Annotated in this window: 12 protein-coding genes; 6 read left to right on the plus strand and 6 right to left on the minus strand. The window is 70.0% G+C overall.

Annotation, left to right across the window (positions count from 1 at the left end):
- Positions 1–5: 5 nt before the first annotated feature.
- Entirely contained in the window at positions 6–902 is an 897-nt protein-coding gene (locus ACWDRB_RS25410; protein WP_449897393.1) for a M23 family metallopeptidase, read from the minus strand.
- 108 nt (positions 903–1,010) lie between these two features.
- Here ACWDRB_RS25410 and ACWDRB_RS25415 point away from each other — a divergent pair, with 108 nt between their 5' ends.
- Positions 1,011–3,701 (plus strand): BTAD domain-containing putative transcriptional regulator, encoded by a 2,691-nt coding sequence (locus tag ACWDRB_RS25415; RefSeq protein WP_449897395.1) that lies wholly within the window; start codon positions 1,011–1,013, stop codon positions 3,699–3,701.
- A 412-nt stretch (positions 3,702–4,113) separates the two neighbouring features.
- On the opposite strand, the gene mads6 is transcribed toward ACWDRB_RS25415, so the two are convergent.
- Positions 4,114–5,460: a methylation-associated defense system protein kinase MAD6 gene (mads6, locus tag ACWDRB_RS25420; RefSeq protein WP_449897397.1), complete on the minus strand. Its 1,347-nt coding sequence runs from the start codon at positions 5,458–5,460 to the stop codon at positions 4,114–4,116.
- Between the two features lie 61 nt (positions 5,461–5,521).
- Between mads6 and ACWDRB_RS25425 the strand changes: the two genes are divergently transcribed.
- Positions 5,522–6,139 carry a type 1 glutamine amidotransferase family protein gene (locus ACWDRB_RS25425; RefSeq protein WP_363977825.1) on the plus strand — a complete coding sequence of 206 codons (618 nt, stop codon included), beginning with the start codon at positions 5,522–5,524 and terminating at the stop codon, positions 6,137–6,139.
- Positions 6,136–6,582, plus strand: coding sequence for a MarR family winged helix-turn-helix transcriptional regulator (locus tag ACWDRB_RS25430; RefSeq protein ID WP_449897400.1), 447 nt, complete (start codon positions 6,136–6,138; stop codon positions 6,580–6,582). Before ACWDRB_RS25425 ends, ACWDRB_RS25430 begins: the two co-directional genes overlap by 4 nt.
- A gap of 129 nt (positions 6,583–6,711) precedes the next feature.
- On the opposite strand, the gene ACWDRB_RS25435 is transcribed toward ACWDRB_RS25430, so the two are convergent.
- Positions 6,712–7,176: a hypothetical protein gene (locus ACWDRB_RS25435; protein WP_397368520.1), complete on the minus strand. Its 465-nt coding sequence runs from the start codon at positions 7,174–7,176 to the stop codon at positions 6,712–6,714.
- Between the two features lie 405 nt (positions 7,177–7,581).
- On the opposite strand from ACWDRB_RS25435, the gene ACWDRB_RS25440 reads away from it, so the two are divergent.
- A complete protein-coding gene (locus ACWDRB_RS25440; RefSeq protein ID WP_350723666.1) occupies positions 7,582–7,848 on the plus strand; it encodes a hypothetical protein in 267 nt (88 codons plus the stop codon).
- Positions 7,849–8,026: 178 nt separating this feature from the next.
- On the opposite strand, the gene ACWDRB_RS25445 is transcribed toward ACWDRB_RS25440, so the two are convergent.
- On the minus strand, positions 8,027–8,548 hold the full coding sequence (locus ACWDRB_RS25445) for a C40 family peptidase (RefSeq protein WP_449897403.1): 522 nt from the start codon (positions 8,546–8,548) through the stop codon (positions 8,027–8,029).
- 427 nt (positions 8,549–8,975) lie between these two features.
- Here ACWDRB_RS25445 and ACWDRB_RS25450 point away from each other — a divergent pair, with 427 nt between their 5' ends.
- Positions 8,976–9,242, plus strand: a complete 267-nt coding sequence (locus ACWDRB_RS25450) for a hypothetical protein (protein WP_449897405.1) — start codon at positions 8,976–8,978, stop codon at positions 9,240–9,242.
- A gap of 287 nt (positions 9,243–9,529) precedes the next feature.
- Positions 9,530–9,871: an STAS domain-containing protein gene (locus ACWDRB_RS25455; protein ID WP_449897407.1), complete on the plus strand. Its 342-nt coding sequence runs from the start codon at positions 9,530–9,532 to the stop codon at positions 9,869–9,871.
- Here the strand turns inward: ACWDRB_RS25455 and ACWDRB_RS25460 are convergent.
- Entirely contained in the window at positions 9,856–12,003 is a 2,148-nt protein-coding gene (locus ACWDRB_RS25460; protein ID WP_449897409.1) for a terpene synthase family protein, read from the minus strand. The two genes, ACWDRB_RS25455 and ACWDRB_RS25460, sit on opposite strands and share 16 nt — an antisense overlap.
- A gap of 68 nt (positions 12,004–12,071) precedes the next feature.
- A complete protein-coding gene (locus ACWDRB_RS25465) occupies positions 12,072–13,490 on the minus strand; it encodes a family 2B encapsulin nanocompartment shell protein (protein WP_350723659.1) in 1,419 nt (472 codons plus the stop codon).
- Positions 13,491–13,513 lie beyond the last annotated feature (23 nt).

Consider the following 13,513-nt stretch of genomic DNA (forward strand, 5'->3'; position numbering starts at 1 on the left):
CATCGTCAATCGCAGTGTTCGAGCGGGCTGTCGTAGGTCGAGGCGCCGGCCTTGCCGCCCCACTTGACGCACTTGCCGGACGCCGAGGCGATGACCGGTCCCGCGTAGTAGGCGAAGTTGCCTGAGTCCGTCTTCCTCGTACTGCCCTCCACTTCCAGGTAGGCCGTGGTGGCGGTGGCCGTGCCGACGTTCTTGTACTTCAGCGTCGTCACGCAGTTGTTGCCGTTGGAGGAGTTGTAGAGCAGGTAGACGGCGCCGTCACTGCCGAGCGTGGCCGAGTCGATCACGTCGTAGCCCGAGCCGCAGACCTCCGTCGGGGTGTGCGGGTTGCCGCAGTTCTTGGAGGTCACCGACTGCTGCGGGTAGCCGAAGGTGACGCCGTTGAAGACGGCCTTCTGGATGTTGTCCGGGTAGTTGGTGCCCAGCCGCACCTCGTAGTGCAGGTGGGGGCTGATGTTGTTGCCCGGCTTGCTGGTGTTGCCGACCGTGCCGATCTGCTGGCCCTGCGACACCGTCTGGCCCTCGCTGACCGTACGGGAGTTCAGGTGGGCGTAGTACGAGGTCCAGCCGCCGCCGTGGTCGATCTTGACGAGGTTGCCGTACCCGTTGGTCGAGCCCTGGTGCGCGGAGATCACCACGGTTCCCGCCGCGGCCGCCACCACGGTGTCGCCGAGGTCGGCGTCCGCGGTGCTGCCCCGGTTGAAGTCGATCTCCCACGACTGGTGCGCGCTGCTGTTGCTGGAGTTGCCCGTCCACGTCTGGTTGCAGGGGAACGGGAGCTGGAAGTTCGTGGCCAGGATCTGCGCGTCCGCCCCCGGCACGGGGTCGGCCGCGGCGACTGACGTCGTACCGAGGCTGAGTAACAAGGCGAGGCCCGCGACCATTGCTGCGCCGAGCTTCATGGGGTGATCCTTTCCCGTGGGATCTCTGAGACCAGGGTCTGGACAAAGCGCACAGGAATCGTCCAGAACCGATACAGGAAGCTGTCAGACCTCCGTAGAGGAGCCGATGTGCCGGTCACCTTCCATGTGCTCGGGCCGCTGGAGGTCCGTCGCGATGGCCGTCCCGTCCGGATCTCCGGCAGGAAGCCCCGTATGTTGCTGGCCACGCTGCTGCTCGACGCGGGCCGCGTGGTCGGCGCCGATCGGCTCGCCGACGTGCTCTGGCCGCACCGCCCGCCGCGTTCCGCCCAGGCCAACCTCCGTACGTACGTCAGCTCGCTCCGCTCCGACCTCGGGCCCGCGCTCCTCCGGGCCGACGGGGTCGGGTACGCGATCGACGTGGGGGCGGGCGCGCTCGACCTGCTGGCGTTCGAGGCCCTGGTCGACCGGGGCGAGTTCGCCGAGGCGCTCGCGCTCTGGCGCGGGGCGCCGCTGTCCGACCTGCCCGGCAGCCCCGTCTGGGACCGCCGCCTCGAACCCCTCCACCGGGTACGCCTGTGGGCCGCCGAGGCGCTGATCGACCGGCGGATCCAGCGCGGGGACCACGACGGGGCCGTGTCCGAGCTGCGCGGGCTGCTGGCCGAGCACCCGTACCGCGAGGACCTGTGGGGGCGGCTGGTGCTGACCCTGCACAGCGGCGGCAGGAAGGCCGAGGCCCTGCGTGCCTACGCCACGGTCAGGGCCCAGCTCGTGGACGAGCTCGGCGTCGAGCCGGGGGCCGACCTGCGCGGGGCGTACGAGCTGATCCTCGCGGACGAGGCGCTGCCCGCCGTGCCCCGCCAGCTCCCGCCCCGCCTTCCCGACTTCACCGGCCGGGCCGGTGAGGTGGCCGCGCTGGGCCGGCCGTTCACCGTCGCGGTGATCTCGGGGCCGCCGGGCTCGGGCAAGTCGGCGCTGGCCGTGCACGCGGCGCACGCGCTGTGCGGCGCCTACCCCGCCGGGCAGCTCCACCTGGAGCTCGGCCTGCGGGAGCCGGGTGACCTGCTGGCCGAGGCGCTCCGAGGGCTCGGCGTTCCCGGTGCGCCGCCGACCGTGGGCGAGCGGTCCGCGCTGTTCAGGTCGCTACTGGCCGAACGGCCGATGCGGGTGCTGCTCGACGACGCCCGCGACGCGGACCAGGTGCGCCCGCTGCTGCCCGGCGACGGCAGCGCGGTGATCGTCACCAGCCGCCGCCGCGTCACCGAGCTGCCCGGCGCCGTGCTGGTCCAGCTCGGACCGCTGGCGCCCGACGAGGCGCTGTCCCTGCTCGGCTCCATCGCGGGCGGGGACAGGGTGGCCCGGGAGCGCGAGGCCGCGCTGGCCATCGTGGCCGCCTGCGGCGGGCTGCCGCTGGCCGTCAGGAACGCGGGCACGCGCCTGGCCGCCCGGCCCGGGTGGTCGCTGTCGGTGCTCAGGCAGCGGCTGGCGGACGACTGGCTCGGCGAGTTACGGGACGTGCGGACCAGCTTCGACGGCGGGTACGCGCGCCTGCCCGCCGAGGCCGCTCGTACGCTCGCGACGTTCGGCCTGCTCGGCGCGTCCGCGCAGCCCGGTTGGGTGGTCGACGCGGCGCTCGGGCGGCACGGGGCCGACGACGTGACCGACCTGCTGGTGGACGTCAGCCTGCTGGACCTGATCGGCACCGACGCGGTGGGCCAGCCGCGCTACCGCGTCCCCGACCTCATCGGCCGCCACGCGCTCGAACGCGTTCCTGCCCTCCCTCTCGGAGAACCCCGGCTGGACGCGGTGGGCAGGGTGCTGGCGGCGTGGACGGCGACCGCGGAGCACGCCATGGCGCGGCTGCCGACCACTGTGTTCAGCCTCACGGCCGCTCGGGCGCCGCGCTGGCGGCTGCCCGACCGCACCCTCGACCGGCTGACGGCCGACCCGGTCGCGTGGTTCGAGGCCGAGCACGAGGCGCTGGCCGGGGCGGTGGACCTGGCGGCCGGGTCGGGCCTCGCGGAGTCGGCGTGGGGGCTGGCCGCGGCCATGGTCCCGTACCTCGACCTGCACTGCCATCTCGGCACCTGGCGGCGCACCCACACGGCCGCGCTGGTCGCCGCCCGGGCGGCCGGCGACAGGTACGGCGAGGCCGCCATGCTCAGGGGCCTGGCTCAGGTCAGCCTCTACCAGGACCGCTACGAGGAGGCGGCCGACGGCTTCACCCGCTCCCGCCAGATATTCAGCGACCTGGGCGACCGGCGGGCCGAGGCCACCTCCATCTGCGGGCTCGGGGCCGTGAGCCAGTTCAGAGGCCGGCCCGCGCACTCGCTCATCCACTTCAGGAACGCGCTGGCCATCTTCGTGGCCACCGGCGACCGGCACGGCGAGGCGTTCGCCCGCCAGGCCATCGGCCGGGCCTGCCTGAAGTCGGGGGACCTGGAGCAGGCGTCGGAGTCGCTCGGCCAGGCCATGCGGCTGGCCCAGGAGCTGGGGGACGCCCATCGGGAGGGGTGCGTGTGCCTCCAGATGGGGCACCTGCACCAGGCGATGTCGTTCCACCAGCACGCTCTGGAGATCTTCGAGTCGCTGGGGGACCGGCACTGCGGGGCGTACGCGCTGCAGAGCCTGGCCGGGCTGCAGGCGGCGCGCGGGGACCTCGCGCGGGCCTCCACCGGGCTCGAGCGGTCGCTGGAGATCTTCCAGGAGCTCGGCGACCTCAGCGGCGCGGCCTCCTCCACCCAACTCCTGGGCGAGCTCTACCGCTCGGCCGGTCGTACGGGGCTGGCGCGCACCTATCTCAGCCACGCCAGCGCGCTGCGCCGCAGCCTCCCCGTCTAGGGCTTCTCACGGAGGTCGGAGCGGATTACGCTGTAGGGTGCGCCGTTGACGCTCTGACACGGCGCTTGTACGCTCCGTATGCGATCTGGATGATAGTGCGGCGCCAGCTGTCGGGGCCCCCGTTCCACCGGAGCGATGGCCCGGGGCCTCCCCGTTGCCAATGGCCGCGCTGTCATGGCCGGGTCGTGAGGGAGCCTGCCGCTCTGGATCGGACCGCACGCGGGACGTGCGTCGCCGCCTGGGGTTGTACGCGGGGGACCAGTGCGCCCAAGACCGTTCGGGGCGTGCCGCTGCGCGGGACCTATTCCTCCTCAGTGTCAAGGGACGGTTCTGGAAGCCGTACCACTGCGTGCTGCCGGGGTCGCTCGTGAGCCGGGCAGATCAACATCTTCGACAGGACGCAGTCGTATGGTCATGATCGGGACACTAGACGACGTACCAGTCGCTTGAGGCGGGACTCCTGGAGCGGGGCGCCCTCAAGGGCGTCAAGGGCCTCCGCGGCGGTCGGGCGCTTGGCCGGGGAGTGGTCGAGCATCCGGCGCACGACCTCCGGCACGTCGGGACCGTGGGCGTCGGCGCTGGTCGGGAACTGGCCGGTGAGGAGCTGGTAGGCGATGGCGCCGGCCGCGTAGACGTCGGAGGCGGTCGTCATGAGGTCGGGCCGCTCCTGGCACTCGGGCGCCACGTAGTGCGCGTCGAGCACGTTGCCCAGCTCGTGGGCGACGGTGTAGTTGCGCGGGCCCGGCTTGGCGTAGTCGAACCCGGTCAGCACCGCGTGCCCGTCGTCGGTCACCAGGACGGAGGCGGGGGTCAGCGCGCGGTGGACGACGCCGTGGGCGTGGGCGTGCGCCAGCCCGCGCAGCAGGTCCTGGATCACGCCCAGCCGGGCGCCCTTGCCCAGGGACAGCTGCAGCGTCTCGCCGTGCACGTCGTCCAGCACCAGCACGAACCGGCTCTCGTCGTCGATGGCGAAGAAGTCGCGCGAGCGCACCACGCACGGGTGCGGGGGGATCCTGGCCAGGGTCTGGTACGCGTTGGCGATGCGCTGCCGCTCGGCCGCCCGCGCGTGGTGATCGGCCAGCGGGTCGGCCTGGTAGACCCGCAGCAGCACGGTCTCGCTGCCCGGCAGCGTGGCGTTGAACGCGCGGTATTCGGTGATCTTGGTGTCGCCGCCGAGCTGCTCCTCGACCTCCCAGTTGCCGAACCTCGGCGGCGCGGTGCTGCGGCGTACGCTCTGGTTGAGCGCGTCGAGGATCGCGGTGAGGTACGGCTTGGTGTCCGGGCTGCAGCCGCGCCTGACCCTGGAGACGTCGCTCAGCGTGGCGAGCAGGCGGGGCAGATCGGTGACGTTGATCGAGTCGCGCCCGGCCGGGTCGATCAGCTCGGCATCGGGCGAGGAGAGCACGACCAGGCTGTCGACGTAGACCCGCTCCAGCTGGGTGGCCTTGGACACCAGCAGGCCCTTCAGCGCCTTGGCGGTGCCCCTCAGCTTGGCCACGGGAGAGCCGAACGCCTCCCTGCGCGGCGGGAACCAGCGCGTGCCCGACACCTCGATGCGGCCCCTGGTGCCCTTGACGTCGACGACCACGATCGAGTGGCCGGTCAGCACGATCAGGTCGACCTCGAAGACGTCGTGGCCGCGCGGAACCTCGATGTTGTGCAGCAGCAGCCAGTCGGCGGGCGCCTGGTCGCGCAGATAAGCGATCACCCGCCGTTCGGCGTCGTTGACCGGACGTCCCCCGCCGACGATCTCTGCCATGAGAGGTATCCTCCCACGATTGTGTATTGACAGCATGTTGTCGAAATGACAGGATGTTGTCATGAAGGGAATCGTGCACCACGCCGTTTATGACACGTTCGCCGACTGGGAGACCGGTCACGCGACCACGCACCTCCGCAACGGGCGCTACCAGCGCGAGCCGGGCGGCTTCGAGATCGTCACCGTGGGGCTGACCACGGATCCCGTCGTCAGCATGGGCGGGCTGCGCGTCACCCCGGACCTGGCGCTCGACCAGCTCTCGCCCGCCTCCAGCGCGCTGCTCATCCTGCCCGGGGCCGACCTGTGGGACGCCGGCCCGTCGCTGGCGCCGTTCGCCGCCAAGGCCGGGGAGTTCCTGGACGCGGGGGTGCCGGTGGCGGCCATCTGCGGCGCCACCGCCGGGCTCGCCCGCGAAGGGCTCCTGGACTCGCGTGACCACACGAGCGCGGTGGTGCAGTATCTGGAGGCGCAGGAGGGCTACGCCGGCGCCGGTCACTACCTCGACCGGGACGCGGTGCTCGGGGGCGACCTCATCACGGCTGGTCCCACGGAGCCGGTGGCGTTCGCGCGGGAGATCTTCCGCCGGCTCGACATCTACCGTCCTGAGGTGCTGGACGCGTGGTTCCGGCTGTTCGCGAGCAGCGACCCGGCGGCGTTCGGGGTGTTGATGGCGGCATGACCGACACGGGGGAGCTGCTCTCGGGCCTGGCGCTGGGGTCGTTCCGGCTCAACGGGCAGTTCCTGCAGGTGGCGGAGGGGCTGGCCCGCCCGTCAGGGATGACGGCGGCCTGGTGGCAGGTGCTCGGGGCGGTCCTGCGGGAGCCGCTCCCGGTGGCGGGGGTGGCCCGCGTCATGGGGATGACCAGGCAGGGGGTGCAGCGGATCGCGGACCTGCTGGTGGAGCGGGGGCTGGCCGAATACCAGCCCAACCCGGCGCACCGGCGCGCCAAGCTCCTCCAGCCCACGGCCGCCGGGCGCGCCGCCGTCGCCAAGATCAACCCCGGCCACCAGGCCTTCGCCGATCGGCTGGTGGCGGAGATGGGGGTGGACGCGGCCCGCGACTGCCTCGCCGCCCTCCACCTCCTCTCCACCACCCTCGACCGCCTCACCACCCCCTCGTAGGCCCCCGCCGCCGCACGCGGACAGCACCCCGGCGTCCTGGAGCGCCGCGTCGGCGGGACGTGGTGCGGCGGGTGCGAAGGGTGGGGCGGAATTCATGGTCGTTTTTGAATCCCGCCGCCCACCCGGCCGTCACCGGAGTTTGCGGCGGGGTTTGAAGACCGAGAGCGTGGTCGCGGTCATCAGCATGGCGATCTGCGTCCCCAGTGCGGCCACCTGCCCCCACTGGCGAGTGGCGGGGACGGCGGCGCCGCCTTCGGTGGCGGCCGCCATTCCCTCGGGGTCGAACAGGAACATGCCCACGCAGATCACGGCCACCAGGAGTACGAGCTTGGCCGCCACCCAGTAATAGCGAAACAGCCCCCAATGGCTGGTCAGCCCCAGTGTGATGCCGCTGATCAATGCGATGAGGCTGAGCGGTATGCCGCCCGCGAAGACCAAGGCGGGCATCAGCCGATAGGCCGCGTGCGCCAGTCCGGCGTCCTTTGTCAGGGCCGCCGCCGTATTCAGCACGACCAGGCCCCACACCTCTCCGACCAGCGCGACGGACGCGATGACATGGATAACCATGACCGTCTTGCGGATACTCGGCCGCATCGATCTCACCTCCGCATTGAGTGAACTCGCCGGCCATCATCGACGCTTTGTTCGTTCGGCACGTCAGCCTCCGGAGGGCTCTCCGGGTACGCCGGCAGGCGTAGGGGCGCTTCTCAAGTTTCGGGTGATCGTTTCCTAAACGACAGTGCAGGTTCGGCCCATCGGGTGCGTGACGGGCCAAAATGAATCCCGCCAAAAGGGCTTCGAACCCTGCGCGTGAGTCCCGTTTCGGCGACGGTCGGGAAAACTCCGTGCCAAGAAAGCGAGGTGCCGCCTTGACTTCGAGGTGGGCTTTTTGAGTTGCAGTTCCGGCCGCCTGCCGCGATGGTTATTTCCGGCACCTCACAGCCCTGCACAAACGACTAGGCGCTGAATTCCGGCGCCGTTCCATGGAGGAAACCACACATGATCCGTCGCATTCTGGCCGGTGCAGCAATCGCGGCCGCCGCGTTCGGTCTCTCCGCAACGGGAGCCTCGGCCAGCGTCGGCCCCAACCCGCACAACAGCGGGCAATCCATCCTGAGTCAGCTGAGCGCCCTGGACGACCTGACCGCGCTCAACGACGTCCTCAACGACTCCGTGAAGTACGTCGACATCCTGACCCTCCTCCACCTGCAGGACATCGATGCCAACATCCTGAACAACCAGGAGAACACGGGCGACAACAACTGACGGCTCCTCTCGTGGCGTAGGCAGGAAGCCGATCGGCGGTTCCCGGGAGGGACTCCGCCCGGCCAAGGTCGTCTTCCTGGTGCCTTGAGGTGAACCGCGAAAACGGGCCGTGGACGTTCGCGAACCCACGGCACGGGCCCGGTGCGCACCGAGCTCTCCGTCCCGCGGCCCAGGTCGATCACTGCAGGACGACCTGGGCCGCGTGGCCGTTCACGGCGGCGGAGCTCGGAGCGTCGCCGCCGTCCGGGGCCGCGGAGCTCAGCGCGTGGCCGTTCATCCAGGTGTCGCTCGGCCGGACCACGCCGAGGAAGGTACGCCTGCCGAGCGGGTCCACCCGGACGGACTGCCCGGTGTACGGGGCGTGCACCATCCGCGTCGCGTCCACGACGATGCCGACGTGCTCGGGCCCGGGGCTGTGAGAGTCGCTGTCGAAGAAGACCAGATCCCCCGGCTCCGCCCGCTCCTTGGGTATCCGGATCCCGGAGCGCCACTGCTCCCGCGTGGTCGTGCCGATCGACACCCCCGCCCGCGCCCACGCGTATTCCGCGAGCCCCGAGCAGTCGAATCCCCACGTCTTCGCGCCTCTTCCGGTGCCGAATCCGGGGCCGTTCACCCCGCCGCCGCCCCACGAGTACGGGACGCCGATCATCTCTATCGCCGCACGCATCGCGATCGCCCCGCTCGCCGATCGCCGGGCCATCGCGGGAATGGCCGGAACCGCGCACAGAATCATCGGTGCCAGTGCTATTGGCAGCAGCCGCCGTGTTCCATTCATGACATATTCAGCGCTCCCGTCGACCCGCCTCTGCCGGCCCGTTCCCCCGATAGCATTCCTCCTTCTGTATAGCGATAAAACGGACTTTGGCCATACGGGAGGTCCGTATGGCCATAAGCTGAAAAACTGCCCTCACGCCACCCCAGGGCAAATGCGTGCTAGTCGTATATATCCGGACGATCCATGATCAACAATCAAGGAATTGGTGCGCGCATTTGACTCCGGATTGGCACAGTCGGGTTGCGGCCCGTCGAGGCGCCGCGAAATGGTATTCCTGGAATCTCGCAGCCCGGTGCGAGTGATTCACGATGACGCGCATCCCGCGCAAATTCCGACGAAGGAGAAACAAGAAATGATGCGTCGCATTCTCGCTGGTGCAGCGATCGCGGGTTGCCTGCTCGGGTTCTCGGCCATGAGCGCCTCCGCCGACGTCGGCCCCAACGCGTTCAACAAGAAGCAGCAGATCCTCAGTCAGCTGAGCCTGCTCGACGACCTCACGCTGGCCAACGACGTCCTCAACGACTCCGTGAAGTACATCGACGCCGCGACCATCGGTCACCTGCAGGACCTCGACGTCAACCTGCTCAACAACCAGTCCCACGTGGGCGACAACAACTGAGCGCGTACGCCTGACGTGAGGGCGCTCCGGTAGCCACGGCCCCTGTGGCGGCACCAGTGGCGGCACCTTATCGGAGCGCTCCCCGGGCCGGGGGCGGCACCGTCCGAGTCGGATCTTTCGCAGCAGTCAAGGGCACGGCCATGCCGTGCCCTTCATAATTTCCCCGTAATTCGGTCATTTTCCGGCGAAAATTACATAGCCAAACATACTTCGTGTAACCTGGGTTCTGGTTATTTGCCAGAGACCGGATTACACCCCCAGAGCGTGCGTGTTGGGGGGCGAAGAGCGTGAGCGTCCAAGAGCGGTTGCTCTACCAGGATGGGCAGCTGACGATCACGGTGCGCGCTGTGCCCGGACCGCCGGCCGTCGCGCTGGTCGGCGAGATCGACGCCTCCAACAGCCCCGCGGTGGCCGACACCCTGGCGGGGTGCCGCCAGGGCACGTACATCGTCGTCGACACGGGCGAGCTGACCTTCATCGACGTCTCCGGCCTGCGGGTGCTCGTCATGCCCACGCTGCCGCCCGCGGAGCGGTGGATCCGCCTGCACAATGTCACGCCGTACCAGCGGCGACTGCTCCGCATGATGGGCTGGTTCTACGAGCCCCGCACCCATCACCTGCCCGCGTAGGCCGCCGAGGTGCCGAGGCCCGTCGGCCCGCCCAGCCGCCGCTCGGGCACCCGGTTGTGGCGGAGCAGCGAGGCCTCGTCGAACCGGGAGCAGTGGTGGTGCCAGTGGAACACCCCGGCCACCCAGTTACGCAGCCCGTCCACGAACGCGTCGAGGTCCTGCCGGGCGTCCGCGTCGAGGTCGAGGTCGTCGGCGACGACCGGCAGCTCGTGCTCGACGATGTGCTGGAACTGGCCCACCCGAGAGTCCAGCAGGTCGGTCACGATGCCGAGCGCCGTCGGGTAGTCGCAGTCGAAGAAGTGCTGCACCACCAGGATGCCGTTGTGCAGGTCCCCCTCGAACTCGATCTCCTTCTGGTAGGAGAAGACGTCGTTGATCAGCGTCCCGCAGTCGGCGGCGGTGTTCTCCAGTGACCGGATCGGCCCGCTCTCGCGCAGCTCACGGGGGAGCCGCCGGCCGTGCCGCATCCGGCTGAAGCTCATGGTCAGCTCGCTGCCGGCGGCCTGCCGGCGCATCTCGACGAAGTCCACGGGGTCGGGGATGCGGTTGGCGAACTGGTTGCCCAGCTCCCACAGCCAGGCGAGGCACGTGCTCTCGACCGCCTCGCGCAGCTCGCGGCGTCCCTCCGGCGGCATCGGCCCCACCGTACGCGCCCAGACGTCGGCCAGGCCCCGCTCCAGCACGCTCGCGGGCGTCGGCGCGGGCGAGCCGTCCAGCGGCATGAACGCCGAGAACCGCTCCACCGCGATCCTGGCCGCCGCGAGGTTGCGGGACCGGCCGAAGACGGCCGGGAAGTAGTCGTCCGCGTACGTGCCCCACGCCATCCAGTACGACGCCAGGTCCAGCTCCTCGGGACTGCCGTCGGGATGCAGGCCCGCGGTGCACAGAGGCAGGTCGAGGTCGACGAGCCGTTGCTCGTCCCACAGGGTCGAGTCGAGCATCCCCATCTCCCCGCACCAGGCCACGGTGTTGCGCCGGGCGGCGTCGAGATGGGACGACAGCCGGACCTGGAACGGCGTGGGCAGGTCGGGGATCCGCGAGGGCCCCACCCGCTGGTACGGCACGTACGTGAAGTTACGCAGCCGCTTGGCCCCCAGCATGTTGACGATCGACGGCATGCCCAGCGGCTTGCGGGCGGCGACCCGCTGGTTCATGTACCGGCTGGAGCGCAGGTGCCACTCGTGCCCGCCCGACTGCCAGTCCTGCAGCCCCTTGACGTAGGCCAGCACGCCGGCCGCGGTGAGCGGGTCGACGCCGTACTCCACGAACAGCGGCCCCAGCTCGCCCAGCGCCGTGTGCTCGAACTGCTGCATCCGCGAGGTCAGCAGGTCGTTGACCGCGTCCGCGGCCTCCTGCGTGCCGCATCCCAGGAACCTCTCCAGCACCAGCACGCCGTTGCTCAGCTCACCCTCGTCCCCGACCTCCCGCTCGTACGAGAACAGGTCGTTACGCAGGTGGACCGCGTCCGCGAAGGCGTCCTTCAGCACCCGCAGCGGCCGGGTCCCGGCCAGCCGGGCGGGCACCTCGGCGCCCACCGCGTGCTCGACGAGCCCCGCCGACCAGGGAGCCCCGCCGACCTTGCGGCGCATCTCGATGTACTCGACCGGGTTGGCCACCCGCCCCCGGTTGATGTTGGCCAGCTCCCAGAGGGACTCGTTCAGCAGGTTTCTGGTGCTCTCGGCGAAGCGCGCCCGCCAGTCCGCCGACCTGCTGGGCACCGTACGCACCCACAGGTCGGCCAGGCCCGCCTCGACGGGGTTGGTGGGCTCGGGCATGGTCAGGTCATCGCCCATCGGCATGAACCGCGCGATCCGGTCGAGGTACGCCTTGCTGCCCGCCAGGTCGCCGGTGCGCTTGAAGACCTCCAGGAAGTGGTCGTCGAAGAAGAAGACCCACACGTACCAGTCGGTGACCAGGCAGAGCTCGACGGCGTCGCAGTCGGGATGCGTGTACGAGCACAGCAGCGCGTAGTCGTGGGCGTCGAGGTCGGCCTCCTCCCAGATGCCGGAGCCTTCGGACATGCCCAGGTCGCGCGCCCACTGTCTGGAGTGCGCGCGAGCCTCTTCGAGATGCGGGTTCAGCCGCGCCGGGTACGGCATGTAGAAGTCCGGCAGTTCGAACGGCTGGCTCATGGCAGCTCCTCCACGTAAGTGATCGGCCGGCACCGCGCGCAGGCGGTGCCGGCCGTCCGGTCTCTCGCTCAGCCGTTCCTGCCGACCTCGACGTCCTCCAGCACGCCGAGCGCGTCAGGCACGAGCACCGCCAGCGAGTAGTAAGCACTCACCAGGTAGGACATGACCGCCTTCTCGTTGATGTTCATGAACCGGACCGACAGGCTCGGCTGGTACTCGTCGGGGATGCCGGTCTGGTGCAGGCCGACGACACCCTGGTTCTCCTGGCCGGTACGCATGAGCAGGAACGACGTCGTGTACGTGGAGGAGACCGGGATCTTGTTGCACGGGAAGATCGGGACGCCCCGCCAGGCCGGCACCTTGTGCCCGAAGGCCTCGATGGACTGCGGGTAGACGCCGCGCTTGCTGCACTCCCGGCCGAAGGCCGCGATGGCCTGCGGGTGCGCGAGGAAGAACGCCGGGTCCTTCCACACGGTGGCCAGCAGGTCGTCGAGGTCGTCGGGGGTGGGGCGGCCGGAGCGGGTGCGGATGCGCTGGCTGAAGTCGGCGTTGTTGAGCAGGCCGAACTCCTTGTTGTTGATCATCTCGTGTTCCTGCCGCTCGCGCAGGGCCTCGATGGTGAGGCGGAGCTGCTGGTCGAGCTGGCTCATCGGCTGGTTGTACAGGTCGGAGACCCGGGTGTGCACCCGCAGGACCGTCTGCGCCACGCTCAGCTCGTATTCGCGCGGGCTCAGCTCGTAGTCCACGAACGTGCCGGGCAGCACGGGCTCGCCGCTGTGGCCGGCCGACAGGTCGATCGCCGCCTCGCCGTAGTCGTTGTGGGCGTGCTCCCCGCTCGCCGAGAGCCACTGGTCCAGGTGCTCGCGCAGGCCGGGAGACTGGTCGGCGAGCTGCTCGAAGTCCTGCCGGGACAGCGTGAGAACGGTGGTCTTGGTCTTGGCCCGCGCGGTGAAGTCGAAACTGCCGCCACTCGTCAGCGTCGCCTCACCGAGATAGTCGCCGTCGGCCAGGACGCCGAGGTTCTGCTCGTCGCCGTACGCGCCGCGGCTCACCTTGGCCACCCGGCCGTGGGCGATCAGCACGAGCCGGTCAACGGGGCGGCCCTCGGAGACGATCTCCTCGCCCGCCTCCACCTCACGCTGGGCGAAACGATCGGCCAGTGCCCCCAGCACCTCCGTATCGTCGAAGCCGCGCAGCATGGGCAGCTCGGTGAGCTCCGCAGGGATGACCCGCACGTCCGAACCGGTCGTGCTGAACGTGATGCGGCCGTCACCCAGCTCGTACGTCAGCCGCCGGTTGACCCGGAACACACCGCCCGAACACTGCACCCACGGCAACAGCCGCAGCAGCCAGCGGGAGGTGATCTCCTGCATCTGCGGCGCGGTCTTGGTCGTGGTCGCGAGCTGTCTGGCGGCCTCGGTGCTGAGGCTGAGCTGGCTGTTGCCGTTGGCGGCCTCAGGTGTGGGCGAGTTGGTCGTTTCGGTCATCGTGCTGCACCACCAATCTGGGT

It is taken from the genome of Nonomuraea sp. NPDC003707, from assembly GCF_053587055.1.